Below are 25,387 nucleotides of genomic sequence, written 5' to 3'. Positions count from 1 at the left end.
GCCTGACGGCGCGACCGGGTCAGGATAGCAGAAGTTTAAGATCGTGCGCGATGGCGGCAGGTTTTTCGCCGTGGCGCACGAACAGGCGGATCTTGCCTTCGCGGTCGAACACATAGGTGCCGGCCGTATGGTCGACCGTGTAGCTGCTGTCCGTTTCGCCCTCGACCTTGGCGTAATACACCTTGAATTCCTTGGCCACCTTGGCCGTCGCCTCGAGGCTGCCATACAGGCCCACGAAACGCTTGTCGAAGGCGGGCACATACTGCGCCAGCAATTGCTGCGTGTCGCGCTCGGGGTCGACGGTAACGAACAGCACTTGCACCTGGTCCGCCTGCGGCCCCATTTCCTGCATCACCTGCGCCATGTCGGCCATGGTGGTGGGACACACGTCCGGGCACTGCGTGTAGCCGAAGAACATCAGCACCAGCTTGCCCTTGTAGTCGGCCAGGGTGCGCGGGTGGCCCGTATGGTCCGTCAGCGCGAACTCGCGCGCGTAGCCCAGGCCCGTCACGTCCGTGTTCTTGAATTCCAGCTTGGTGGCGGCAGGCTTGCCGCAGCCAGCCAGCACGACGGCCAGCGCGGCCGCCAGCAATAAGGTCAGGTATTTTTTCATGTTCCGAGGGGAATGTAGTGGTCGACCAGCAAGGCCGCGAACAGCAATGCCAGGTAGATGATGGAATACGTAAAGGCTTTGCGCGCGATCAAGTCCGTATAGTGGCGGTACATCTTCCATGCGTAATACAGGAAACCGGCATTGAGCACCACTGCCGAGACCAGGTAGATCAGGCCGCTCATGCGCACGGCGTACGGCAGCAAGGTGGTGGCGGCCAGCGCGATCGAGTACAGCCAGACGTGGAATTGCGTGAATTTCAAGCCGTGCGTGACGGGCAGCATGGGCAGGCCCGAGCGCGCGTAATCGTCGCGGCGGTACATGGCCAGGGCCCAGAAATGGGGCGGCGTCCAGACGAAAATGATCAGGACCAGCAGCCAGGCCTGCATCGGCACGTCGTTGGCCACGGCGGCCCAGCCCAGCGCGGGCGGCATGGCGCCGGACAGGCCGCCGATGACGATGTTTTGCGGCGTGGCCGGTTTCAGCACCATGGTGTAGATCAGCGCGTAGCCGACAAAGGTGACAAAGGTCAGCCACATGGTCAGCGGATTGACGAGGTGGTACAGAATCGCCATGCCCAGGCCGCCGATCACCAGCGCGAACACGACTGTCTGCTTCACCGTGATGTCGCCCATGGCCATGGGGCGGCGCGCCGTGCGGGCCATGCGCGCATCGATTTCGCGCTCGGCCAGGCAGTTGACGGCAAACGCGGCGCCCGCCAGCAGCCAGATACCGATGGTGCCGAACACCACCGCATGCCAGTCCGGCAATTCCTCGCTGGCCAGGAACATGCCGATGACGGCGCAAAACACGGCCAGCTGCGTCACGCGGGGCTTGGTCAGCGCCCAATACTGGGCGATGCGGGGGGAGGGTTTACGGCTGATGGTCTGAGTAGTCATTTATGCGGTACGGGAAGGACTGGCTGGTGCCGAGGGCACTGGCGCGGCGGCGGAAGCAGATTTCCGCGCTACATCGAGTTGGAATTTAGCCTTGTAGTTTAACATGGTCAGCAACAACACGAGCAGCGCCGCCCCGCCGTTATGCATGACGGCAATCGACAATGGCCAGCTCAGGTAGATCGTCGCCAGGCCCGTGGCCGCCTGCAGGGCCAGCACCAGCGCTATCCACCGTGCCGTGCCGCGCAGGGACGGCAATGTCCACGCGCGCCACACGGTGTAGCCGATGCCGGCCAGCACGATGAAGGCGAAATTGCGGTGCACCCAGTGGATGGCCGTCAGCGCGGAAAACGGCAAATAGTGGCCGGCGGCCGTCTTGCCCAGCTCGCGCCACAAATGGAAACCATGCTCGAAATCCATCTCCGGTATGACCTTGCCGCCGCACAGGGGGAAATCCGTGCAGGCCAGGGTGGCGTAGTTGGTGCTCACCCAGCCGCCCAGCGCGATCTGCACGGTGAGCAGCACCAGCGAGAAAACGGCCAGCGCGCGCACGGGACGCAGCACGGCCGCGTCCGCATCGGCGCGCAGCAAGGGCTTGACGGCATAATCCTGGCGTCCGCCCAGCCACGTCAGCATGGCCAGCAGGCCCATGCCCAGCAGCAAATGGATGGTGACGATCACCGGTTGCAGCTTCAGGGTGACGGTCCAGGCGCCGAACGCGCCTTGCAGGCAAACGAACAGGAACAGGGCCGTCGGCAGCGCGGGGGTGAACTCCTCGCGGCGACTCTTGCGCCACTGGCGCCATGCCTGCACCATCATCGCCACGATCAGCACGCCAATGGCCATGGCCAGGTAGCGGTGCGTCATCTCGATCCACGCCTTGACCACCGTCACGGGGCCCGTCGGCATCAGGGTTTCCGCCGCCACGATGTGCTCGTGCGCAAGGAATGGGTTGGCCGAACCATAGCAGCCTGGCCAGTCGGGACAGCCCAGGCCGGAATCGGACAGGCGCGTGAAGCCGCCGAACATGATCAGGTCGACCGTCAGGAAGACGGCGATCCATACGAGCTTGCGGTATTTATTGGCGTCCGCGGACACCCACACCATGGTCAAAGGCAGCAACGCCACCAGCAGACCCGTCAAGCCCAGCTGGGCCAGCGCGGAAAGATGCATCGTCGGCATGCGTTCCCCTTAACCTATCGCCGAAGCTTTGAGCAGCTTGGCGATGTCTTTCTTGATCTTGTTCGGGTCCGCGTCCTTCGGGAAGCGCATCATCAGATTGCCCAGCGGATCGATCAGATACAGGTGGTCGCTGGTCTGGCCGCCCGGCTCCACGGGCAGCCAGGCTTTCAGGGCGTCGCCATTCACGCGCAGCATGCTGGTGCCGTCGAATTCGCGCATCACCAGGGTGTCGAGCGGCTGGGCATCCGTCACCAGCCAGACGCGTTCCAGGCGCTCGCGCTCCTTGCCCTGCATCAAACGCAGTTGTTGCATGTCAAATAATTGCTTCTTGCACGCGGCCTGGCAGTCGGCTGGCCCCGTTTGCAGCAGCACCCACTTGCCCTTGAACTGGGCCAACGGTGCGGCCTTGCCGTCCAGTTCCGTCACCTGCAGCTGCGCTTCCGGTATCGGGTGCAAGCGGGGGTCGATCAGGGCGCCGTAATTGTTGCGGCCCGTGGGCTTGATGATGTAATACGTGAAATACGAGGCGATGATGGGAAATGCGCACACAGCCACCACGGCCAATAGTTTCCACCGTCCCGTGTTCTGTGCCTGCTTGCCGGGGTTGTCTTGCATTGCTTCAGGGTTGTTTGTTTGCACGTCGAAATCCTGTAAAGACAAAAAATAAAAAAGCCATCAGTGCCAGTGCATACCACTGGAATGCATAGCCGCGGTGCTTGTCGGCGCCCAGGTCCGGCGCCGGCCAGTCGCGCACGGGAAGCTGGCTGGACGCTGGCGCCGTGGCTGCCGCATCGACTGGATCAGCTGTTTGTTCAAGGATAAAAGGCTGCAAGGCCAGGCCGCTGGCTTGCGCCAGCTGGGCGATATCGGCATTCTGCACGATGGCGTGCGGCGCCAGGGCCGGCGCCGTGCCCAGTTCCATCACATGGCCCGCGTTCAGGCGCGCGATGCCGGCAATGGTGACGGTGCCCGTGGGCGTGGCGTAATCGGGGATGCGCGTGCGTTCGGCATTGTTGCGCGGCAGCCAGCCCTGCGCCACCAGCACGTGCATAGGGGAACCGTCGATCCGGAATGGCGTAAGTACGTGGAAACCCGCTTGCCCCTTGTAGGGGCGGTTGTCCAGGTAGAGCGTCCAGGCGGGCACGAAATGGCCCGTGACGGTAACCCTGCGGTATTCGATCGCTTGCGCGTCGGCCGCCAGCATGGGCGTGGCCGTCAAGGATAGCGGCGCGGCCTGGTTGCCCGCCTCGAGCCGGGCGGCGCGCGCGACCTTTTCATCGCCGCGGCGCTGCTGCCATTGCGCCAAGGAGACGCCCAGCGCCACCAGTAGCAGCATTACAACAAATGGAATCCATCTAAAATGGAAGCGGATACGCATTACAATGAAACCTCCTCAAGCCTGGCGCTACCATCCATGAAAATCCTCGTTGCCATTGCCTTCATCCTGATCCTGGGCAGCCTGGGCTCGGCCCTGTTCTTCCTGATGCGCGACAAGGGCAAGAGCAACCGCACCGTGCAGGCGCTGGCCCTGCGCGTGGGCTTGTCGATCACCCTGTTCCTGCTGATCCTGCTGGCGCACAAGCTTGGCTATATTCAGCCCACTGGAATTCATTAACACCCGACATTGCCTGATTGGCAAATTCTTCAGACTAAGAAAAAAGCCGTACCCAGGATGTCCCGGTACGGCTTTTTTTATGGTGCGGACGCACGCGTCAACGGCGCGCGCCCTGCCCCGCCATTATAACCAATACACGACCACGTACAGGCCCAGCCAGACGACGTCGACAAAGTGCCAGTACCAGGCGGCGCCTTCGAAGCCGAAGTGGTGCTCCGGCGTAAAGTGGCCTTTCAGCACGCGGTACAGGATGACGGACAGCATGATGGCGCCCAGGGTCACGTGGAAGCCGTGGAAGCCCGTCAGCATGAAGAAGGTGGCGCCGTAGATGCCGGACGTCAATTTCAAGTTCAGTTCGCTGTAGGCGTGGATGTATTCGTAGACCTGGAAGCCCATGAAGATGGCGCCCAGCACGATGGTGGCGAACAGGAACAGGGCCGTCATGGCGCGGTGGCCGGCGCGCAGCGCGTGGTGCGAGATGGTCAGGGTGACGCCCGACGTCAGCAGCAGGGCCGTATTGATCGTCGGAATCCAGAACGGCGTCATGGTGGTGAATTCCTGCACCGTGCCGGCCGGACCCGTATTGCCCCAGTGGGCGGCAAAATCAGGCCAGATCACCTTGTGGTCGAGGTCGGCCAGCCATGGCATGGAAATGCTGCGCGCATAGAACAGGGCGCCAAAGAAGGCGGCAAAGAACATGACTTCCGAAAAGATGAACCAGCTCATGCTCCAGCGGAACGAGTGGTCGATGCGTTCGCTGTACAGGCCCTGCTCCGATTCGCTGATGGCGTCGCCGAACCAGAAATACAGCACCAGCAGGATGCCGGCGATGCCCAGGTAGTTGACGTACGGGCCCCAGGAGACGTCGTTGACCCAGGCCGAGGCGCCGATCATCGTCAGCAGCAGGCTGGCGCCGCCCAGCATGGGCCAGCGCGACGGGCCGGGCACGAAATAATAGGGTACGGCGGCGTGGTTGGAACTCATCATCATCTCCTCAAGAACTTATAGGGTGGTTTTTTATAATTTATAAAACGACGAATTTAACTATCGAAATCAGGATGCCGATCAGGCAAGCCACCACCAGGAAGCCGGCGATGACGATGTGCACGGGATTGAGCTTGGCCGAATCCGTGTCGAAATCGCTCTTGCGGCGCAGGCCCGTAAACGACCAGACGACGGCCCGCAGCGAATACAGGAACGACGCTTTTTCAGGCTGCTTGGTTTCGCCCATGGCGCTCTCCTATTGGACAGCCGGCGTCTGAGCCTGGCTCAGACCGGCAATCTCGAAAAACGTGTACGACAGGGTGATGGTTTTCACCTCTTTCGGCAGGGCCGGATCGAGGAAGAACACCACCGGCATCTGCCGCGCTTCGTTCGGTTTCAAGGTCTGCTGCTTGAAGCAGAAGCACTCGACCTTCTTGAAATGCGGCGTGGCGCTCTGCGGCGCGTAACTGGGGATGGCTTGCGCATTGACGACGCGGTTCTGGGTGTTGACCACTTCATACAGGACGGTCACCAGCTCGCCCGGATGCACCTGCATGCTCGACACGGTGGGGCGGAAGCGCCATGGCCCCTGCGCATTGCCGTCGAACTCGACGGTGATGCTGCGCGTCGTGTCGACCTGCGTATTGTTGTCGTAAGCCACCGTGCCATCTTTTTGCGTCAGCACGTTGATGCCCATCACTTCGCAAATCTGCTTGTAGACGGGAATCAGGGCATAGCCAAAGCCAAACATCAGGATGGCAATGACGATCAGCTTGCCCAGCATCTTGCGGTTCAGGCCGCGTGTTTCCTCTTGCACGGGCGTCGTCACGACAGCCACAGCCGCTTGGCGAACACGGACAGGAAGAAGAAGGCGGCCAGGGCCCCCAGTATCAGCCCCGTACGCAGGTTGTTCGGTTTCTTACGCTCGGTTTTCACTTCGGTCATGGCAGGCACTCTATTCAAAGGGGCCGGCAGGCGCCGGCCCGTGACACTGGCATTACTTGCGGATTACTACTTGACGACGACTACTTGACGATGACTACTTGACGGTTGGCGGCGTTTCAAACGTGTGGAAAGGCGCCGGGCTCGGCACGGTCCATTCCAGGCCTTCCGCGCCTTCCCATGGTTTCGCCGGGGCAGCCTTGCCGCCGCGGATGGTCGGCAAGACCACGAAGAACAGGAAGTACACCTGCATCAGGCCGAAGCCGAAGCCGCCGATCGAAGCGATCATATTGAAATCCGTGAACTGCGCCGGATAATCGGCGTAGCGGCGCGGCATGCCGGCCAGGCCCAGGAAGTGCATCGGGAAGAAGGTCACGTTGAACGTGATCAGGGACAGCCAGAAGTGGATCTTGCCGCGCGTCTCGTTGTACATGTGGCCCGTCCATTTCGGCGACCAGTAGTAGAAGCCGGCGAACAGGGCAAACAGCGAACCGGCCACCAGCACGTAGTGGAAATGCGCCACCACATAATAGGTATCCTGCAGCTGGATGTCGATCGGCGTCACGGCCAGGATCAGGCCCGTGAAGCCGCCCATGGTGAAGACGAAGATGAAGCCCACCGAGAACAGCATCGGCGTTTCGAACGTCATCGAGCCCTTCCACATCGTGGCGATCCAGTTGAACACTTTCACGCCCGTGGGCACGGCAATCAGCATGGTTGCGTACATGAAGAACAGCTGGCTCGTCACCGGCATGCCGGTGGTGAACATGTGATGCGCCCAGACGATGAACGACAGGATGGCGATCGAGGCCGTGGCGTACACCATCGAAGCGTAGCCGAACAGCGGTTTGCGGGCAAACGCGGGCAGGATCTGCGAGACGATGCCGAAGGCCGGCAAGATCATGATGTAGACCTCGGGGTGGCCGAAGAACCAGAAGATGTGCTGGTACATGACGGGGTCGCCGCCGCCTGCCGCATTGAAGAAGGACGTGCCGAAATGGCGGTCCGTCAGGGTCATGGTAATGGCGCCGGCCAGCACGGGCATGACGGCGATCAACAGATACGCGGTAATCAGCCAGGTCCAGCAGAACATCGGCATTTTCATCAGGGTCATGCCGGGCGCGCGCATGTTGAGGATGGTGACGATGATGTTGATCGAGCCCATGATGGACGAGGCGCCCATCAGGTGCATGGCGAAAATCGCCATGTCCATGCCGGGGCCCATCTGCGTCGACAGCGGCGCGTACAGGGTCCAGCCGGCAGCCGTGGCGCCGCCCGGCACGAGGAAGGACGTGGCCAGCAGCAGCGCGGCCGGCGGCAGCAGCCAGAACGAGAAGTTGTTCATGCGGGCAAACGCCATGTCGGACGCGCCCACCTGCAGCGGGATCATCCAGTTGGCATAGCCCACGAAGGCGGGCATGATGGCGCCAAACACCATCACCAGGCCGTGCATGGTGGTCAGCTGGTTGAAGAATTCAGGGTGGAAAAATTGCAAGCCTGGGTGAAACAGTTCCGTACGGATCATCAGGGCCAGCACGCCGCCCGACAGCAGCATGATGAACGAAAACCACAGGTACAAGGTACCGATATCTTTATGGTTGGTGGCAAACAGCCAGCGGCGCAGGCCCGTCGGGTGGTCGTGGGCGTGGTCGTGATCGTGACCGGCGTGGTCCAAGGTGCTAGTGCTAGTGCTCATGTACGGCTCCTAATTACTTGCGTGCAGCCACGACTTCGGCTGGTTGAACGATGTTCTCTTCGGCCTTGTTCGACCAGGAATTGCGCGTGTAAGTGATCACTGCGGCAATTTCCGTGTCGGACAGCTGTTTCCAGGCAGGCATTTCCGCTGGGAACTTGCCGCTCTTTTGCCCGTTCAGCAAGACATGAATCTGTTCCGCTTTCGGACCGTTCACCACGGCCGAGCCGTCCAGCGGCGCAAACGCACCGGGCACGCCCTTGCCTGTCGCCTGGTGGCAGACCACGCAGTTGGTCGCATACACTTTCTCGCCCTTGACCTTCAATTCGTCGATGGTCCACACCTTGCTTGGATCATCAGCCAATGCGGCCATTTCCTTTTGTTTCACATCAACCCAGGCCTTGTAATCATCTGCCGAGACGACCTTGACGACGATGGGCATGAACGCATGTTCCTTGCCGCACAGCTCGGCGCAATTGCCGCGGAAGGTGCCGATATGGTCGGCCTTGAACCAGGTGTCGCGCACGAAACCGGGAATCGCATCCTGTTTCACGCCAAAGGCGGGCACGGACCAGGCGTGGATGACGTCATTGGCCGTCAGCACCACGCGGATCTTCTTGTTGACCGGCACCACGACTTCGTTGTCGACTTCGATCAGGTAGTTTTCGCCCCGTTTTTCCGTCGGCGGCATGCCCGGCGCACCCACTTGCGAGCGCGGCGTGGCCAGGTTGGAAAGGAAGGAAATGCCTTCGCCTTCGCCTTTCAGGTAGTCATAGCCCCATTTCCACTGCATGCCGGTGGCCTTGATGGTGATGTCGGCGTTCGAGGTATCCTTCATGCCCACCACGGTGCGCGTGGCAGGCAGGGCCATGCCGATGACGATCAGGAAAGGCACGACGGTCCAGGCGATCTCGACGGTGGTGCTTTCGTGGAAGGTGGCCGGTTTGTGGCCCAGGGACTTGCGGTGCTTGAAGATGGAATAGAACATGACGCCGAACACAGCCACGAAGATCACCAGGCAGATGATCATCATCAAGGTGTGCAAATCGTAGATTTCATGGGCGATCTGTGTCGCCGGCGGTTGCAGATTCATTTCGAACGGCACGGGACCGCCGGTGCCGGGATAGGTACTGGCAGCCGGTGCCGCCGTGGCCCATCGCCCGATGCCAAACGCTGTCAAAGACAGCCCGAGCAGCAACGATTGAAGTCGCTTTGCATGTGTCATGTTTTCCCCAACCACCCAAAAATAATGATATTTTAAACGGCTGCGGACTTCTCCGTACTGGACCGCTGCCGCTCCTCCATGAAAGCAACACGGCCGGAATGCGGCCATGTGCGTCAAGCACCAGCGAATTCCATGCTGGCTGCCGCAGCAAAAAACGGCGGCGCGCAACCATGCTGGAACCCTGTTTTTCTTCCCCACATTGAAATGGCCTTGTGTGGAAGATGGTTACTATACTAATGCAGTAACTTCCAATAAGTCTTGCTTTGTTTTTTTTATTTTGTATGCAGCCCTTGTTTTTTCTACTTAACAAGCTGACAAACAATCAACGATTATAATCAAGTAAACTTGAATCCATCAAGCAATAATCGGCATTGTGCGCGCCCCCGGCCCGGCCGCCGCGCGCTTTGCAACGCTTGCTGCTGCAGAGACGCACGGATGCCGACCAAGTGTCGGTTTCTTTCCGCTTGAATACGGCTTTTATTTGGGTTTTCGCGGCAAGTCGAAACGGATGATGGCTTCGCCATTGCGCGTCACGCGCGGCGCGGGACGGAAGGCGTGGCCATAGATCACTTCGAAACTCAGGCCCAGCTTGCCGTCGGGACGGCGCCTCTTTTCCAGCGCGTCCAGCATGCGCTGCCAGGCCGCCTTGCCCATCAGGCCGCGCCGGCGTGTGGTCAGCGGGTTGCCGCCGAACGCGCGCACGTCCGCCAGCAGCTTTTCCGCCGTGTCGTAGGTGACGGTGATGATCTCCATGTCCAGCACGGGCGTGGAAAAGCCCGTCTCGACCAGCATGTCGCCAAAGTCGTGCATGTCGACAAAGGGCAAGGCGTGCGGATACAGATCCGCTTCGGCAAAGGCGTCGCGCACTTCGCGGAACGTGTCGGGGCCGAAACAGGAAAACATCAGCAAGCCATCGAGACGCAGCGCGCGCCGCCATTCGGCAAACACGCGGTCGGGCTGGGCATGCCAGTGCAGCGCCAGGTTCGACCACACGAGGTCGACGCTATTGGCCGCCAGCGGCAGGTCGCCCAGGTCGCCGCACAATAAATCCACGCCCGTCTTGGCCGGCAGCAGCTTGCTGAGGAACTGGTTCAGGCCCGCCAGTTTCGACGCGGGCGCGCGCGCCGCCTGCATCATCGCTTGCGCTGCATCGAGACCGATAATCTGCGCGGCGGGATAATCCTTTTGCAACTGCGCCAGGTCCGCGCCCGGGCCGCAGCCGGCGTCGAGCACGCGCAAGGGCGTGATCTTCACCAGTTCCAGGCGTTCGTGCATGCGCTGCGATACTTCGCGGCGCAGGAAGTCCGACGGCGCGACGCGCGCCGGACGGGAAAAGAAATCGCGTACTTGCACCGCATCGATGGGCGCACTCATTTTGGGCGGACTGGTGGGAACTGGCATGTTGAATCGGGTGAGGTGAGATAATGTCGGCAGTGTACATGGAACGACGCCATCGCGATGCGGACCGCCGCCCAGCCCCGCCTTGACGCCGCCTGGCAGGCGCTGCACCGGTGGCTGGGCGCCACCTTGCTGCCGGCCCAGTGCGCGCTGTGCGGCGCCGGCTGCCCGGAACTGCTGTGTCCGCCCTGCCGCGCGCAGTACCTGGCGCCAGGACAGGGACAGGCACGGCCCCGCTGCCGCCAGTGCTCCAATCCGCTTGCCGGCATCGACGTGGCGCAGCTGTGCGGACGCTGTTTGCGCCAGCGGCCCGCGTATGACGCCACGGTCACGGCGTTCGACTATGCGCCGCCCGTCGACCAGTTGCTGCTGCAGCTGAAATTCGGTGCGCGCCTGGCGCTGGCGCCCCTGTTTGCGCAACTGCTGCACGTTGCCATTCAGCAACAAACGGCCTGGGACGCGCCGCAACTGCTGTGCCCCGTGCCGCTGGGCCCGGCCCGGCTGGCCGAACGGGGCTTTAACCAGGCGCTGGAAATTGCCCGTCCGCTGGCGCGCCTGCTGGACGTGCCCTTGCAACCGCGTTTGGCGCTGCGGGTGCGCGAAACCCGGGCGCAAAGCGGGGTGGCGCCGCAGGAACGGCAAGCCAACCTGGCGCGCGCCTTCGCCATCGCGCCGGAACATGGGGCCTTTTTGCAAGGATGCCATGTGGGCATCGTCGACGACGTGATGAGCAGCGGCCACACCGTCAACGCGCTGGCCACCGCCTGCAAGAGCGCGGGAGCGGCCAGGGTCAGCATCCTGGCTGTGGCGCGCACGCCGCCGCATTAGATAGATTCGCTACATATATGAGGAGAGCATTTTGTTTCACGTTGTTTTGGTAGAACCTGAAATCCCGCCCAACACGGGCAACGTCATCCGCCTGTGCGCCAACACGGGCGCGCAGCTGCATCTGGTCGAACCGCTGGGCTTTCCGCTCGACGATGCCAAGATGAAGCGCGCCGGCCTCGATTACCACGATTACGCCAGCATGAAGGTGCACAAGAACTGGGAAGCGTTCCTGGCCGACACCCAGCCCGACCCGGCCCGCATGTTCGCCATGACCACGCGCGGCTCGCGCCCGTTCGGCGACGTGGCCTTCCTGCCGGGCGACGTGTTCGTATTCGGTTCAGAAACAAAAGGCCTGGATCCGGCCCTGCGCGACGGCTTTCCGGCCGAGCAGCGCATCCGCCTGCCCATGCGCCCCGACAACCGCAGTTTGAATCTGTCGAATACGGTGGCCGTCGTCGTCTACGAGGCCTGGCGCCAGCACGGCTACCAGGGTGGCGCGTAGGTCGGATTAGGCCCAAGGGGCCGTAATCCGACAACATTGTTGACGTTAGTGGTGTTGTCGGACCACGCGGGGCTTTACCCCGCTAATCCGACCTTCGCGTTTGCATACGGCAATCAGCGCAGCGCCAGCTGCGCGTCAACGCCCGTATCCACATCCCGCATCACCAGTTGCGTGCGCAGGTCGCGCGTGGCGGCCAGCTTGCCGTTCACATACAGATTCGTCTTGACGCCATACACGCCCTGCGACACGCCGGCCGGCAAGGTCAGCTCGAACGAGTTTTCAAAGCGCCCGCCCGACTTGTTGTTGCTGGCCAGGGCCTTGGAGCCGGACTTGAACGGCTGGCCCTGCGGGTCGAGCACCACCAGCTCTTCGCGCACGTCGTTGACGTTCTGCGCGCTGCCGTTGACCAGCTCCACCACCGAATTCACCTTGAACGGCTGGCCGCGCTTGACGGTCGACGCGCTCAGCTGCGGCGTGTACGACACCACTTGCGGCTCGCGCGGCAGCGCGCCCCGCGTGCGGATGTAGTCGCGGTCCGCCTGCGCCGCCGTCTTGGTCTGGCGCGAATTGACGTTGATGGCCAGGCAGCCGGCCGCCGCCAGGCCGCCGCCGATGGCCGCCCCCTTCAGCGCGCCATTCTTGCCGCCTGCCAGCGCGCCCAGCAGCGCCCCCACGGCGGCACCGGCCGCGGCCGACGTGCCCACGCTGCACGGGTCGTCGTCCGTCGCGCCCGCCTGCGGTGCCTGCCCATTTTGCGGATAGGAGCCGTCCTGGCGCACGCCATTCGGATTCATCGGCGCCGTGGCGCAGCCGGCCAGCAGGGCCGCGATGGTCAGCGCGGCAGCGGCGCGCAAGGTGGTTTGATTCAGCATGATGCCCTCTGATAATTAATTGATCGTTGTTTCCGTCTGCAGCACTTGCCGTTCGCGCTCGCGGATGCGGCGCGACAGATTGTCGATGCGCGCATTGCCGGGATCGACGCGGCGCGCGCTTTCCAGATACGTCTTGGCCGCGTCGAACTTGCCTTCCAACAAAGAACGCTCGGCGTCGCGCAGGAACGATTGCGCCATCTCGTTGCGCATGGCCGCGCCGCTATCGACGGGCGACGTTTCCTGCGGGCGGCGCTCGGCCACCGCTGGACGTTCGACCGCGCGCGCGGGCGCCGGTTCCGGCTGCACCGTCGTCGTCGGCACCGTCACAGGTGCCGGTACTGAAACGGGCGCGGCCGCCGACAGCGCTTGCGCGTCGGCCTTCAACTGCGGCAATTCCGCCGCTTCGCGGTCGATCGCTTCCAGCCTGGCGATGCCATTCTGGGCCGCCGTCGCGTCCTTGCCATCGAGCGCCTGGCGCAGCCCCACCAGCACGGATGCGGCTGCCGCCTGCTGGCGCGCCAGCTGCTTGCGCAAGGAATCCACGCTGGATGCGCCCGCGCAATCGGCGTCGAGCGCGGCGATGCCCCTGGCCGCGCTTTGCAATTGATGGCCATCGATGTTGCGCTCGATGGCGCGCACGCTGCGCTGGCACCCGCCGGACGCGGCGCCCGCCTTGCCGATCGCCGCCTGCAAATCGTCGGCCTTGGCGCTGGACTTGCCCGTGCACGCTGTTTTCGCCGTCGCCAGCTTCTGGCGAGCGCCGTCCAGGCTGCCATTTGCCACCAGTTTCAAGCCGCTGTCGATGGCGTCATTGCAGGCCGATTCATTCTTGCTGCCCGGCTTGCCGTTCATGTAGACGATCACCATGGCCAGCACGGCAATGCCGCCCAGCCAGCGCAGCCACTTGCGCGGCGGTGGCGGCGGCACGGGGGGCTCCGGCGGCGGCACGGGCTTCGGTGCCGCTTGCGGCTGCACCGGCTTTGGCGGCGGCGGCAAGGCAGCCGGCGCGGACACCGGCGGCGGTTTCGGCACCGGCTGGGCCTTCGGCGCAGGCGCAGGCGCCACCGGCACGGGCGGCGGCTTGGGCGCCACGGGCGGTGGCACTGGCACTGGCGCGGGCGGTGGCGCGGGCGGCAGCGGCGGCGGCACGGCGGCAGCTGGCTGGGCCGCGCCCGCCTGCGCCTGCCCGCAGTACGGGCAATGGCTGACGGCGGTCCACAGGCCCGTTTTACATTTGATGCAGATATCCAAAACTATTCCTTCATTCCCACGTCATTCCAGCGTTCACAACGGTGGCGGCATCAACGGTGGCGGCGCGCTGAGGAACAGGGGCGCCAGCTCGGCGAACTGGGCCAGGTCGACCCAGGCCGGCAAGCCCGCGCGCCACACCTTGGCGGTGGCCGGCACGACTTGTCCCGCCTGCACGTACTGCACGATCTGCTGGGCCGTGAACGGCCCCTGCTGCTGGCCGTTAATGCCCAGGAAATACTGGAATTCCACCAGCGGCGGCGGCATGCCGCCCAGCGGTGGCGGCGCCATGCCGAACGGGGCTGCCGCAGGGGCCGCCGCACCGGCCGGGCGCAGCAGTTGCTCCAGGCGCCCCGCTTCCAGCATCTCCGGCTTGATCGCGTATTTCAGGCGGGGCTGGCCGTCCGCTTCCGGCTCGCGCACTTCCCAGTCGTAGGCATCGCTGTCGGAGTCGCCGATGACGTTCGCCCATTCCTTCAGGCGTCCCAGCAGCGCTTGCACCGTGCGGTCGAGCTCATCGCCGGCCATGCCCTTGCGGCGCGCCGACTCGCGCAGGCGCGCCCCCAACTCGGCGGAAATGGCGCTGCCAAAGCCGATATACGGCAGCTGCGAGCCATCGGCCTGCGCCACCAGCTTGGGCGCATACACGCCCCGCTCATAGTATTTTGCCAGCGCCGCCATGGCCGCCGTCTGCACGGCGTCAAGCGCCGTCAATTTTTCCTCGATGCGCAGGGCGATATTTTTCTCGTACGAGGCGGGCATGCCGTTCTGGCGGATGGCCCGCTCATTGCCGATGCGGCGCAAGTCGCCCGGTTCGACGGCAAACTGGTACTGGCCCGGCGGCACGACCCGGCCCGTGTGGCGCGTCAGCACGCCCAGCATGATCGCTTGCAGGAATTCGCCGAAGTCTTCCGCCAGGCGCTTCATCTCGTCCGTGTTCGGCGCGATCGGATGCGTGAACTGCGTGGGATCGATATGCGTGTGGGTCGGCGCCTTGTCGTTGTCGCCTTCCTTGCGGTAGCTGGTGCGCCAGCCTTCCAGGCCCCGCAGCACCGTCATCGGCACGCCGGCCAGTTCGCAATAGCAGACGGCGCGCCCGCGGATGCCCGTCTCGACGATTTCCAGCTGGCTCACCGTGATGCCCACCTGGGTCGGCATGCACGATTCGAGCTCGGCGCCGAACTTCGCCTTGAAGGCGGCCGCGTTGGCCACGCCGATCACGCACTTGAACTGGTCCGACACGACCGTGAAATCGCCCGCCATGTTGGCGTCGATCCACGGCATGGAGCAGGCCAGCAGCTTGCGGAAACGGTCCAGCCGTTCGGACACGTCCATCTGTTCCAGCGCGTCGAACAGGGGATCGGGCGTGCTCGTCGCCCCTTCGGCCAGGCCCGCCGTGGCGATCATGTTCTCGGCCATGCGCGTCACCTTGGCCAGGATCAAACCGCGCTGCGCCGGTTCGCCCAGCATGGGGAACAGCGCTTTCGAGCCGCCCATGTCCTTGAACGCTTCATCGGCCCACTGGCGCAAGGTGGCTGCCGAGGGCAGCGCAATGTCTTTTTCCGTGACGGGAATGACGATCAGGGTCGCGTGTTCCTTGTCCAGGTCCTTTTGCAGGATGGTATTGGCCGTTTTGAGTTCCGCCAGCATGGCCAGCACGCCTTCGCGGCCCGATTGCAGCTCGCCCACGAGGCCATTCCACTGCGCGCGGCCCTGCGCATCGACGCCGACCCGGTTGCCCAGCCAGCGCGACAGTTCGCCCAGCAGGATGACGGACTCGTCCGCCGCCTTGGCCCGCAAATGAAATTTCAGCGCATTCGCCATTTCCGTGCGCAAATGGTCCATCACCACGCCCGCCTGCTTTTCGCCATTGCTGAGGAAACCGAAGGTGCTGCGCGTCTGTTCCAGGTTGTTCAGCAGGCGCTCGTATTCGCGCGAGCGCACGGCTTCCTTGATTTCGCGGTAGCGCTCGGCATTGGCGCCGATCTGCGCCGTCAAGCCGCTGCCCGGCGCCTCGATGCGGTCCTTGATCTGCTCCACCAGCGACAGCACGTATTCGAGGCCGCCGAATTCCTTGTTGTCCAGGTAGCCATACAGCTGGTCGCGCACGACTTTCTTGACGTCGTCGAGCACTTCGCGGCGGCGCTTGCTGATGCGGTCTTCCGTCGTGTCGGCCGTGGAATCCTGGTCGCGCACGGCGTCGCGTTCCAGGTGTTTCATGGCATCGCGCACCTGGGCCGGCCATTCGCTGCGGTCGAACCCCGTGCGGATATCGTTGATGCGCGTATTGACCCGGTTTTCCACGCCGGCCAGCAGGTGGCCGTGGCGGTCTTCCAGCAATTCGTCGACGACGCGGAAATCGATGAAGTCGCCGCTGGAGCGCTTCAGCTCGATGCTCTTGTCGGAAAACTCGGGGAAATCGCTGAACGGCGTGCCCTTCAGGAACATATTGGCGGCGAGGAAATTATCGCGCTGCGTATCCGTGGCGCGGTTGGCGCCCGCATCCGTGCCGCCCACGCCGAAGAACGCTTGCAGCATGGCGCCGGCCCAGCGGTGGGCCCGCTCGTCGCGCGCGGCTTCCTGGCGCGTATCGAGCACGGCCATGCCGAACGAGGAAAAGCGCTTCGAGAAATACAGGCGCATGTCGCCGAAGCGGTCTTGCGGCACGGGCGCGTTGTACAGGGAATTCTTGTGCTGTGCCTGGTTGACGGCGATCGAGCGCTTGGCGCGCGCAAAGTCGGCCGAGGCGAAATCTTCGAACAGCGAGTCGGCCACCATGTGGTAGACGTCGCTGACATCCTTGGTGTGCTGCTGCGCAAGATTGCCCGAATCGATCAAATAGACCTCGCTGTACGGCTCGCGCGACAGTTCCGGACGGTCATAGGCATCCCAGCGGCCCACATAGCCCTTGTTGCCCATCATGGCCGATTCCAGCTCCATCAGCGCCGCATAGCCATTGGCCTCGACCCGGTCCTTGTTGGCCTTGGTGTAGCCGGTCGGCAAGAACAGCATCAGCTCGACGTCGGCCGCGCCCACTTCGCTGCGCGCCAGCCAGCGCGCCAGCAAGCCCATGTCCAGGAAGGAGCCGGACCCCGTGCCGCCCGCCACGGAACCAACGATGACGATACGGAAACGGTTCGTTTCCATGCGCAAGCCCAGTTCGGCCAGCTGGCGCTCGTGCGACAGGCCCGCCTTCAAGGCTTTCAATTTCAAACGGATCTTGTCGCGGATCTTTGCATACTTGTCGAAGAAATACAGGCGCGACACGGCGCGGATCTGGCCCGCACCGCTGCTCATGTCGAAACGCAGCTCACGGATGCGCTGCGGCGTCAAAGGCAGCCATTCCTTGATGTGCGGATATTTCTCCAGCGAATCTTCATCACGGCTGTACTTGTCCATGTCGAACGATTCGACCACCTTGTCGTCATCCGTGAACTTCACCTGGTCGAACTGCAAGTCCTTCGCCTGCGACTCGCCGCTTTCGATCACGGCGCCATTGTCCAGGTCGAAATGGATGAATTGCGCGATGGGAAAGTCGCTCAAGCCCTCGATGCGCGTGCGGTTGCCCGCGCCGCCCCACAGGGTGTTGAGGATGCGCCGGCGCACGCGCATCAGCACCTGCATGCCCGTGCCGCCGATGCCGATGAACAGGGTCGGGCGCAGTTCGATGATCTTGTCCTGCTTGCGCTCGCTGGCGCCGCCGGTGATGGTTTGGTTCAGGTTCTCTGCCATGGTGGTTCCTTCGATGATGCGTGCAACGGCGTGTTCTTAGCGGCGGCTCGAGGTAAATGTGAGCAACAGGGCAACGAGGCCCACCAGCACCAGCGGTCCCATGAACAATGGCGCCAGGAACTTATGCGCGTTCACGGCAGCCAGCACCACGCCCGTCGCCAGGCTGGCCAGGAAGATGAACAGCCACCAGCCCGAGGCATTGGCCTTGTTCGGCGGCACGCGCTTGGCCACCAGGCCATTCGCATAGGCATTCTTGGCAAAGAAAAAGGCGATGAACAGCAGCAACAGCACGACGCCGCCCACCAGGGTGTCGCGCGACGAGGTGTCGGTGGTGCCCGCAGCGTCAAACGCGGGCGCAGCTTCGGTCGTTGCGGTAGTGGCACTGGCCGCGGCGGAAGCATCCGCGGCGGGAGGTGCCGATGCCGGCGCCGTTACCGGGGCCGGCAAAGTGAAACCTGCGTTGTCTTTTGGAGTGTCTTGCGCCATGGTATGCCTCTAATGGGTTTGAATAGTTTAAAAAGAAATATTGCTCAGGCCAGGCTCAGCGTATGGCCCTCGGCCACGCGCACGACTTGCGGCTGGCCCAGGCCCCGCTTGAGTTCGCCAATGTCGCGGCCGTCATCGTCGCGGATCTGCACGCTTTTAAATGGTTTCAGCAGCACTTGCCGCTGCACGCCGTCAGCCATCACCTTGTAGCGCGTGGCGCGCGTGCTGACCAGACCCAGCGCCAGCAAGCCCAGCACGAACGCCAGGATGCCGCCCAGCATCGCCAGCACGGGCAGCAGCGGATACTGGATGCGCACCAGCAGCGGTATCGTTGCCTGCGAGGCGCGCACGCTGTCGGGCGGCGTGAACATTTCCGAGATGGGGTCGCCAGGGAACAGTTCCTGCAAGTCCTTGCCAAAGCTGGACGCCAGCGCCAGCCGCTGCTCCGACAGGCCCACCTGCGCCTGCATGGGCAGCATCACCTGCTTGCCCATGGCGGCAATCGCCTGCGCCGACCACGGCGACGGTATCTGCGCCATCGGCAGGGAAAACTGCACCTGCACGGACTGGCTGGCGCCCGGCTGCAGGTGGCGGATTTGATCCGGCGCAACGTGCAGTGGCGCATTCTGGCCCGCCAGGCTGGCGTGCACCCTGGCGCTGTCGATCACGTACGGGAAAAACATGTTTTGCAGGGACGCCTGCAGCACCACTTGCGGCACCAGCTTTGCCGCATCGACGTCGAGCACGATGGTGCGCCCGTCGCGGCCCAGGCTGGCGTGCACGTTGGCGCTGTTCTTGACGGACTGGGGCACGATGCGCACGGCATCCTGGTCCACGGGTTTCAGGCGCGCGGGCGGACGCGTCAGCACTTGCGACAGCCGCCCTTCGGCCAGGATGCGGGTCAAAGCCTCGGACGCCGGCTGGCCATACGCGAGCGCATACACCATCAAGCCCTTGGCGCTGTACAGCTTGCCCTGCACGGGCATGCGCAACGGAAACACCACCGTCTTGGCGATCGACGGCTCCAGGTGCAGCAAGCGATAGAAGTCGCGGTTGCGCTCGGCCGTCTGGCTGTCGTTGTTCGGGCTGTTCTTGTTATTGGTAAAAATCCACACGATGCCGGACGCGGACTGGAACGGGCCCGTGATGGTCTTGGTGACGGCTTCCTGGAAATCCGTGTCGGCCAGCGCACCGCCGGCGCTCTTGCGCGCCAGGCCCAGGCTGGCCAGCTGGCCCGCCACGCCGGCGCCGCCCTGGCCCTGCCCCAGCAGCGACGGCGACACGTGCGCGCCGCTGCTCTGGCTGAAGGCCAGCGTGTAGACTTTATCGGACGGGTTCGTGGCGGCCTGCGCCACGGCGCCCACCAGCGCCTTCAGCTGCGAATGCTCATCCGTGTAAAACGGCTCCATCCAGCCCGAGTTTTGCACGAGAAACGCTTGCTGGATGCCCTCTGCCTGCGCGGCTGCCGTGGCGAGAAAAGCGGCACAGGCCGCGATCAGTACGCGCGCCTTCATGCCTGCAAGGCCCAGCCATCGATGCGCGACAGCAGCGGGTGGTAGGCCCACAGCGTGCCTTCATGGACAAACAGGCGCAGCCGCCACGGTTCGCTGACGGCAAAGGTGTGAAACACGGTTTCGCGCAATTCATCGTCCTGCACCAGCTGCGCCGCCAGGCGTTCGTTCGAGCGCAGCACGCTCGACAGGCCGGCGCTGGTGGCAAATTTCACGCCGAAAACGCTGCTGCTTACACCGGACTCGGCACCCGATTCGAGCAGCGGCATGACGGCCTGGTTCTTGCCGCCATCGTCGCCGTGTTCCGGTTCTTCCCATGGCGCCGTTTTCAGCTTGGTGGCGAAGCGGTAATTGAAGCTGCCCGAACACAGGCGCGGCGCCAGCGCGTCGGCCTTCTCGGCCTGGACGCCCAGCTTCACGTACACATAGGTGCCGCGGCGGCTTTCAAAGCACAGCTGCCACAGGCCGCCGTCGCGCGACAGATAGGGGCTGCCGAATTCGAAGTGCGGCACCAGCCCTTCGGGCCAGGGCGTAAACGAGGCGGCCACATTGCCATCGGGCTGCAGCTGCAGGCGCAACTGGCCGTTGGCGCAAGGCCACACGGCCATGCGGTTGTAGGCCACAGGAGCGCCGACGCGGCCCAGCTCGACGGCGCCGTCGAGCAGCACGTCGCTGCCCGGCTTTTGCGCCGCATCGAGGTTGACGAAGCGGATGCGGCCATCGTCGTCGCGCAGGGGCGCCCACAGGCGGTTCTGGAACCAGACGGGCGCGGCCGCGCACGGCGCGCCGCCCACATGCTCGACCACGTAGCTCAGCGAAGGCACGTCGGGACGGATGCAGGCCAGGCCATGGCTGGTCGGCAAGACCAGCACGCTATTGAACTCCGGCACCAGCTCGGCGCGCCAGGCGCCGTGGGCCAGGTCCGATTCGGCCAGCAAGCCCCCATACTCGGGATCCAGCGCCAGCCAGCGTTTCGAGGCGGGCAGCCAGGCGTGCAAGACGGCCTTGCGCGGGTCGAGCGCCAGCAGCGCGGCGGCGCTGGTGCCGAACTGGGCGGAAAAGAATTCGTATTCGCCGGGCGGCGGCATGGGCAGCGAGGCATCGGCCTGCGCATGCTCTTCGCGCGCACGCTGGTCGGCCAGTTTCAGCGGTACGCTGGCCTGGCGCAAGCCGGCCGCGCCGGCCGGCGGCACGTCGCTGACGGGCTGCGCGCCGTAGGGCGGCACCCAAGGTGGCGTGGCGGCCGTGTCGGGCGGCACTTGCAAGGCCGCTCCCGTGGCGGGGTCGAACGCAAATTCGGGCGGAAACTGGCGTACGGGCGCACCGGCGGCCGCGGGCAGGCGCCGCGCATGCATCAGCTTGCCGATATCGGCATGACTCAGCAAGGGCGAGACGTCCTGGCCCTCCGCGCTGCGCTGCATGGTCCACGCGCCATCGTCATCCACGTACCAGACGCCGGAGGGCACTGCCCAATCCCCAGAAGTTTTAAGATCCATTTATTATCTATGACAAGCAATGCATATCAGACGGTATGACGCGCTGGGGCTGACGAAACGAGGTCGCAGCCCTAGCAGTTCTCATAGTAACGTCTTTTTATCTGTATGGAAACATTGACGCAGCTTGCCGCTACTGCGCCCGCACTTTCGTCAACAGCTTGGTGGTCGAGCGGTCATGCTCGAAATCGATGGCCACGGCCTGGCCGCCGTACGCCAGCACGGCCTTGCCTTCGGGAATGGCCGCCATGTCGTAGTCGCCGCCCTTGGCATAGATTTCCGGCCGGACTTCCTGCACCACTTCCAGCGCGCTGTCTTCCGAAAACGGCACCACCAGGCTCACCGCTTCCAACGCGGCCAGCACGGCCATGCGGTCTTCGCAGTTGTTCAGGGGGCGGTCATCGCCCTTGCCCAGGCGTTTCACCGAGGCATCGGTATTTACGGCCACCACCAGCGAGGCGCCCAGCGCGCGCGCCTGCGCCAGGTACGTCACGTGGCCGCGGTGCAGGATGTCGAACACGCCATTCGTCACCACCACCGGTTTCGGCAGAGCCGCGGCGCGGGCGCGCAAGTCGTCGCGGCTGCATAGTTTGTTTTCAAAGTCAGGCATGGGATTCTCTTGTCGGGGTTGTAGATTAATAAGACGGCCGTCATGGCGCGGCCGATGACACGTGGCTATCGCCTTGGATGCCACCGGCATCCCGGCGCCAGGCATCGATCAAGGCCAGGATGGCCGGATCCAGGCGCGCTTCGGCGATGCGATCTTGCCGGTAGTAAATCATCAGCGCGTACACGCCGGCCAGGCTGCTGACGGGCGGCGACAGCGCATATTCATTGCCGCGCGCCGGTTGCCTGGCACGCCAGTAATTGATCGCCGCTTCCAGCGCCTGCATGTGCAGTTCCATCGCCATCTCCCTCCGCTGCCTGGTCCCGCATTATAGGGGGCGATCCGCTACAATACGCCATCGGCGCCACAGTTTCACGTTTGCGCCACCTTTCATTCATTGCAAGTAAGCACTTCGTGTGTTTCAATCACCTTATGACACTGACTGAACTGAAATACATCGTTGCAGTCGCGCGAGCGAAACACTTCGGCCATGCCGCCGAAGCCTGCTTCGTTGCGCAGCCCACCCTGTCAGTGGCCATCAAGAAACTCGAAGACGAACTGGGCGTGGTCCTGTTCGAACGGGGCGGCGCGGAAATCTCCGTCACGCCCCTGGGCGCGCAAATCATTGCGCAAGCCGAGCGCGTGCTGGAACAGACGGCCGCCATCAAGGAACTCGCCAAGCAAAACAAGGACCCGCTGGCCGGCCCCCTGCGCCTGGGCGTGATCTACACGATCGGCCCCTACCTGCTGCCGCCCCTGGTCAAGGCCATGATAGACCAGGTGCCGCAGATGCCCTTGATCTTGCAGGAAAACTTCACGGTTCGCCTGCTCGAATTGCTGCGCCAGGGCGAACTGGACGTGGCCATCATGGCCCTGCCCCTGCCCGAACACGGCATGGCCATCCAGGAACTGTATGACGAACCGTTCGTCGTGGCCATGCCGCGCCAGCATCCGTGGACGGCGCGTGAAAAGATCGCCGCGCAAGACTTGAAATCGGAAACCATGCTGCTGCTGGGCAATGGCCACTGCTTCCGCGACCAGGTGCTGGAAGTGTGCCCCGAAATGGCGCGTTTTTCCTCGCCCGGCAACGGCATGCAGCGCACGTTTGAAGGCTCCTCACTGGAAACCATCCGCCACATGGTGGCCAGCGGCATCGGCCTGACCGTCTTGCCGCGCGCCTCCGTCGCCAATATGCACGCCACCGACGGCATGCTCGAGTACCGGCCGTTTGCCGCCCCCGTGCCCTCGCGCCGCGTGGTCATGCTGTGGCGCAAGAGTTTTACCCGCAAGGCCGCCATCGACGCCCTGTGCGCAGCCATCGCCAGCTGCAACTTGCCCGGCATTACCCCCTTGTGCGACGACGAAGACTAGCGCCCCAGCCGCAAAATAGTACATTTACATACTATTTGCGATAATCGACCTTTCTCTTCAACAAGATCGAGTCTTCCATGAACAAGCTGGCGCTGTATTTCCGCCTGATACGGCTGGACAAGCCTATCGGTACCGTATTGCTGCTGTGGCCTACCCTGTGCGCGCTGTGGCTGGCGCAGCAGGGCGTGCCGGACTGGCGGCTGCTGCTGATCTTCACCTTCGGCACTTTCCTGATGCGCTCGGCAGGCTGCGCCATCAACGACTACGCCGACCAGGACATCGACAAATTCGTCAAGCGCACGGCCGAGCGTCCCATCACCAGCGGACGCATCAGCGGCAAGGAAGCGCTGGCCGTGGCCGGCGTGCTGACCGTGCTGGCCTTCTGCCTGATCCTGCCCCTGAATGCGCTGACCAAGCAGCTGTCCGTGGCCGCCGTCATCATCGCCGGCACCTATCCCTACTTCAAGCGCTTCTTTGCCATTCCGCAAGCGTATCTCGGCATCGCCTTCGGCTTCGGCATCCCCATGGGCTTTGCCGCCATCACGGATGGCGTGCCCGCCGTCGCCTGGCTGCTGTTGCTGGGCAACGTCTTCTGGGCCGTGGCCTACGATACGGAATACGCGATGGTCGACCGCGACGACGACCTGAAGATCGGCATCAAGACGTCGGCCATCACCTTCGGCCGCTACGACGTGGCCATCGTCATGCTGTGCTATGCCGCTTTCCTGCTGCTGTGGCTGGCGTGCGGCTGGTACCTGGGCTTGCGCTACTGGTATGTGGCAGGCTTGCTGGTGGCTGCCGGCTGCGCCGTTTACCACTACACCCTGATCCGCGCACGCGAGCGTATGCCGTGTTTTGCGGCATTCCGGCATAATAACTGGCTAGGAGCGGCGGTGTTTGCAGGCGTGGTACTGGACTTTGCTTTCCGTTAATCAATGTTCCATGCGCCGCGGCAGCCCTTGAGGCGGCGCAAGACTAGCCTGGCCGCAGCTGCCTACACTGGTATTTCACTGTGCAGTTTCACTTCCATGAGGTAATACATGAGCTCGACACATACCGGCAAATCCAGCAGCGACACCATCCTCGCCGACGCCGACAAGGCACGCGACAAACTGGTCGGCGACCTGAAAAACGTCATCAATGAAGCGGAAGGCTGGCTCGATGGCGCCAAGGATCAGACGGGCGAGAATGTCAAAGCCGTCAAGGACAAGTTCATCGCCACCCTGGAAACGGCCAAGAAGGACTTGATCAAGCTGGAAGAAGACTTGCTCGAACGCACCAAGAAGGCGGCCAAGGCCACCGACGAGTACGTGCAGGACAATCCCTGGAAAGCCGTGGGCGCGGGCGCCGTCGTGGGCGTGCTGTTCGGCCTGCTGCTCTCCTCACGCCGCTAGACAGCCTCGACGGCGTTGGCCGTCTCCTGACGCGAAAGGCAGCATATGGCTATCATGCACCATGTCGCCCAAGTCGCAGCGACCCTCGCCGCCATCGTCCAGACCCGTCTGGCCCTGGCGGCCGTGGAAATGGAAGAAGAGTCGCTGCGCTTCCTGTCCTATCTGGCGCTGGCCATGCTGGCACTGCTGTGCCTGTTCGTCGGCCTGGTCTTGATCGTGTTCCTCGTCATCGTGCTGTTCTGGGATACGCACCGCATCGCCGCCATCGCCGTCACGGCCGCCGTCTTCATCGCTGCCGCCCTCGCCACCCTGCTGGGCGTACGCGCCAGTTTCCGCAGCAAGCCGAAACTGCTGTCCTTCACACTTTCCGAACTGAACAAAGACCTGGACGAGCTGCAACTGCTGGCGCGCCGGGGAGCGGAGCGGCCATGACCACGCATCCCACCAAATTGTCCAGCGTCCACACGGCCGCCAGCCTGGCGCAGCGGCGCGATGCGCTGCTGGCCGAATGCGCGCTGCAGCGCCTGGCCCTGGGCGTGCAGACGCGGCAACTGCTGGAACCGCTGACGGGCGGCAATCTGCGCCACACCCTGGCCACGCGTTTCAGAATTCCCCTGATGCTGGGCGGCGCCGTGCTGGGCCTGGCGCTGGTGCGCCCGCGCCGCGTCCTGCCCCTGCTGCGGGCCAGCGGCGCGCTGCTCAAGCACGCCACCACCGCCATGCCCATCGCGCTGGCGCTGGCCAGGCGCTTCAGCAAGCCGGAAACGCCGCCGTAAAAATAATTTGCCGCTGCTGCAT

At 63.7% G+C, this 25,387-nt stretch carries 28 protein-coding genes; 8 read left to right on the top strand and 20 right to left on the bottom strand.

What is annotated here, in order from left to right:
- Positions 1–19: 19 nt before the first annotated feature.
- The 5 genes from VPH41_RS26300 to VPH41_RS26280 are packed head-to-tail and all read right to left on the bottom strand — an operon-like array spanning position 20 to position 4,066.
- Positions 20–613 (bottom strand): SCO family protein, encoded by a 594-nt coding sequence (locus tag VPH41_RS26300; RefSeq protein ID WP_328572020.1) that lies wholly within the window; start codon positions 611–613, stop codon positions 20–22.
- The gene (gene cyoE / locus VPH41_RS26295; protein ID WP_328572019.1) at positions 610–1,509 is read right to left on the bottom strand and encodes a heme o synthase; all 900 of its coding nucleotides are present in this window, start codon (positions 1,507–1,509) and stop codon (positions 610–612) included. The genes VPH41_RS26300 and cyoE overlap by 4 nt, the downstream gene beginning before the upstream one ends.
- Positions 1,510–2,679, bottom strand: a complete 1,170-nt coding sequence (locus tag VPH41_RS26290; RefSeq protein ID WP_328572069.1) for a COX15/CtaA family protein — start codon at positions 2,677–2,679, stop codon at positions 1,510–1,512. It abuts the gene before it with no gap.
- Between the two features lie 18 nt (positions 2,680–2,697).
- A complete protein-coding gene (locus VPH41_RS26285; protein WP_152257722.1) occupies positions 2,698–3,303 on the bottom strand; it encodes an SCO family protein in 606 nt (201 codons plus the stop codon).
- Positions 3,304–3,307: 4 nt separating this feature from the next.
- On the bottom strand, positions 3,308–4,066 hold the full coding sequence (locus tag VPH41_RS26280; RefSeq protein WP_328572018.1) for an SURF1 family protein: 759 nt from the start codon (positions 4,064–4,066) through the stop codon (positions 3,308–3,310).
- Between the two features lie 36 nt (positions 4,067–4,102).
- Between VPH41_RS26280 and VPH41_RS26275 the strand changes: the two genes are divergently transcribed.
- Positions 4,103–4,303 carry a twin transmembrane helix small protein gene (locus VPH41_RS26275; RefSeq protein WP_034748996.1) on the top strand — a complete coding sequence of 67 codons (201 nt, stop codon included), beginning with the start codon at positions 4,103–4,105 and terminating at the stop codon, positions 4,301–4,303.
- 123 nt (positions 4,304–4,426) lie between these two features.
- Here the strand turns inward: VPH41_RS26275 and VPH41_RS26270 are convergent, their stop codons facing one another.
- The 7 genes from VPH41_RS26270 to VPH41_RS26240 all read right to left on the bottom strand — a co-directional run bounded on the left by VPH41_RS26270 (position 4,427) and on the right by VPH41_RS26240 (position 10,548).
- Positions 4,427–5,287, bottom strand: coding sequence for a cytochrome c oxidase subunit 3 (locus VPH41_RS26270; protein ID WP_099665459.1), 861 nt, complete (start codon positions 5,285–5,287; stop codon positions 4,427–4,429).
- A 40-nt stretch (positions 5,288–5,327) separates the two neighbouring features.
- On the bottom strand, positions 5,328–5,534 hold the full coding sequence (locus VPH41_RS26265) for a DUF2970 domain-containing protein (RefSeq protein WP_152283815.1): 207 nt from the start codon (positions 5,532–5,534) through the stop codon (positions 5,328–5,330).
- 9 nt (positions 5,535–5,543) lie between these two features.
- Positions 5,544–6,104: a cytochrome c oxidase assembly protein gene (locus VPH41_RS26260; protein WP_328572017.1), complete on the bottom strand. Its 561-nt coding sequence runs from the start codon at positions 6,102–6,104 to the stop codon at positions 5,544–5,546.
- Positions 6,105–6,112: 8 nt separating this feature from the next.
- Positions 6,113–6,232: a cytochrome oxidase small assembly protein gene (locus tag VPH41_RS26255; protein ID WP_218965284.1), complete on the bottom strand. Its 120-nt coding sequence runs from the start codon at positions 6,230–6,232 to the stop codon at positions 6,113–6,115.
- Between the two features lie 94 nt (positions 6,233–6,326).
- Positions 6,327–7,925, bottom strand: coding sequence for a cytochrome c oxidase subunit I (ctaD, locus tag VPH41_RS26250; RefSeq protein ID WP_152257709.1), 1,599 nt, complete (start codon positions 7,923–7,925; stop codon positions 6,327–6,329).
- A gap of 13 nt (positions 7,926–7,938) precedes the next feature.
- Positions 7,939–9,147 carry a cytochrome c oxidase subunit II gene (coxB, locus tag VPH41_RS26245; protein WP_152283817.1) on the bottom strand — a complete coding sequence of 403 codons (1,209 nt, stop codon included), beginning with the start codon at positions 9,145–9,147 and terminating at the stop codon, positions 7,939–7,941.
- Positions 9,148–9,624: 477 nt separating this feature from the next.
- A complete protein-coding gene (locus VPH41_RS26240; RefSeq protein WP_226941462.1) occupies positions 9,625–10,548 on the bottom strand; it encodes a methyltransferase domain-containing protein in 924 nt (307 codons plus the stop codon).
- A 57-nt stretch (positions 10,549–10,605) separates the two neighbouring features.
- Here VPH41_RS26240 and VPH41_RS26235 point away from each other — a divergent pair, with 57 nt between their 5' ends.
- Together VPH41_RS26235 and trmL are read left to right on the top strand one after the other, a co-directional pair.
- On the top strand, positions 10,606–11,373 hold the full coding sequence (locus tag VPH41_RS26235; protein ID WP_328572016.1) for a ComF family protein: 768 nt from the start codon (positions 10,606–10,608) through the stop codon (positions 11,371–11,373).
- Between the two features lie 31 nt (positions 11,374–11,404).
- Positions 11,405–11,875, top strand: a complete 471-nt coding sequence (gene trmL, locus VPH41_RS26230) for a tRNA (uridine(34)/cytosine(34)/5-carboxymethylaminomethyluridine(34)-2'-O)-methyltransferase TrmL (protein ID WP_152283819.1) — start codon at positions 11,405–11,407, stop codon at positions 11,873–11,875.
- Between the two features lie 113 nt (positions 11,876–11,988).
- Here the strand turns inward: trmL and VPH41_RS26225 are convergent, their stop codons facing one another.
- From VPH41_RS26225 to VPH41_RS26190, 8 genes are all read right to left on the bottom strand, one after another.
- Positions 11,989–12,747 carry a hypothetical protein gene (locus tag VPH41_RS26225; protein ID WP_328572015.1) on the bottom strand — a complete coding sequence of 253 codons (759 nt, stop codon included), beginning with the start codon at positions 12,745–12,747 and terminating at the stop codon, positions 11,989–11,991.
- 15 nt (positions 12,748–12,762) lie between these two features.
- Positions 12,763–13,998, bottom strand: a complete 1,236-nt coding sequence (locus VPH41_RS26220) for a hypothetical protein (protein ID WP_328572014.1) — start codon at positions 13,996–13,998, stop codon at positions 12,763–12,765.
- A 33-nt stretch (positions 13,999–14,031) separates the two neighbouring features.
- Entirely contained in the window at positions 14,032–17,727 is a 3,696-nt protein-coding gene (locus VPH41_RS26215; RefSeq protein ID WP_328572013.1) for a tubulin-like doman-containing protein, read from the bottom strand.
- Between the two features lie 36 nt (positions 17,728–17,763).
- The gene (locus tag VPH41_RS26210) at positions 17,764–18,213 is read right to left on the bottom strand and encodes a hypothetical protein (RefSeq protein ID WP_152285109.1); all 450 of its coding nucleotides are present in this window, start codon (positions 18,211–18,213) and stop codon (positions 17,764–17,766) included.
- A gap of 44 nt (positions 18,214–18,257) precedes the next feature.
- Positions 18,258–19,727 (bottom strand): hypothetical protein, encoded by a 1,470-nt coding sequence (locus tag VPH41_RS26205; RefSeq protein ID WP_328572012.1) that lies wholly within the window; start codon positions 19,725–19,727, stop codon positions 18,258–18,260.
- Positions 19,724–21,190: a hypothetical protein gene (locus tag VPH41_RS26200; protein WP_328572011.1), complete on the bottom strand. Its 1,467-nt coding sequence runs from the start codon at positions 21,188–21,190 to the stop codon at positions 19,724–19,726. The genes VPH41_RS26205 and VPH41_RS26200 overlap by 4 nt, the downstream gene beginning before the upstream one ends.
- Positions 21,191–21,350: 160 nt before the next feature.
- The gene (gene rfaE2, locus VPH41_RS26195; RefSeq protein WP_152285113.1) at positions 21,351–21,827 is read right to left on the bottom strand and encodes a D-glycero-beta-D-manno-heptose 1-phosphate adenylyltransferase; all 477 of its coding nucleotides are present in this window, start codon (positions 21,825–21,827) and stop codon (positions 21,351–21,353) included.
- Positions 21,828–21,867: 40 nt separating this feature from the next.
- Positions 21,868–22,122: a DUF3717 domain-containing protein gene (locus VPH41_RS26190; protein WP_328572010.1), complete on the bottom strand. Its 255-nt coding sequence runs from the start codon at positions 22,120–22,122 to the stop codon at positions 21,868–21,870.
- A gap of 134 nt (positions 22,123–22,256) precedes the next feature.
- Here VPH41_RS26190 and VPH41_RS26185 point away from each other — a divergent pair, with 134 nt between their 5' ends.
- From VPH41_RS26185 to VPH41_RS26165, 5 genes are all read left to right on the top strand, one after another.
- Positions 22,257–23,195, top strand: a complete 939-nt coding sequence (locus VPH41_RS26185) for a hydrogen peroxide-inducible genes activator (protein WP_152256245.1) — start codon at positions 22,257–22,259, stop codon at positions 23,193–23,195.
- Positions 23,196–23,272: 77 nt separating this feature from the next.
- A complete protein-coding gene (gene ubiA, locus VPH41_RS26180) occupies positions 23,273–24,127 on the top strand; it encodes a 4-hydroxybenzoate octaprenyltransferase (protein WP_328572009.1) in 855 nt (284 codons plus the stop codon).
- A 108-nt stretch (positions 24,128–24,235) separates the two neighbouring features.
- Complete coding sequence (locus VPH41_RS26175; RefSeq protein ID WP_152256243.1) at positions 24,236–24,589, top strand: DUF883 family protein; 354 nt, start codon at positions 24,236–24,238, stop codon at positions 24,587–24,589.
- A 45-nt stretch (positions 24,590–24,634) separates the two neighbouring features.
- Positions 24,635–25,021, top strand: coding sequence for a phage holin family protein (locus VPH41_RS26170; RefSeq protein ID WP_328572008.1), 387 nt, complete (start codon positions 24,635–24,637; stop codon positions 25,019–25,021).
- On the top strand, positions 25,018–25,365 hold the full coding sequence (locus tag VPH41_RS26165; RefSeq protein WP_328572007.1) for a hypothetical protein: 348 nt from the start codon (positions 25,018–25,020) through the stop codon (positions 25,363–25,365). The genes VPH41_RS26170 and VPH41_RS26165 overlap by 4 nt, the downstream gene beginning before the upstream one ends.
- Positions 25,366–25,387 lie beyond the last annotated feature (22 nt).

This window comes from Janthinobacterium sp. P210006, assembly GCF_036231885.1.
Taxonomy (GTDB): domain Bacteria; phylum Pseudomonadota; class Gammaproteobacteria; order Burkholderiales; family Burkholderiaceae_D; genus Janthinobacterium; species Janthinobacterium violaceinigrum.
The sequence above is the reverse complement of the archived record's forward strand: the minus strand, read 5'-3'. Positions and strand labels throughout refer to the sequence as shown.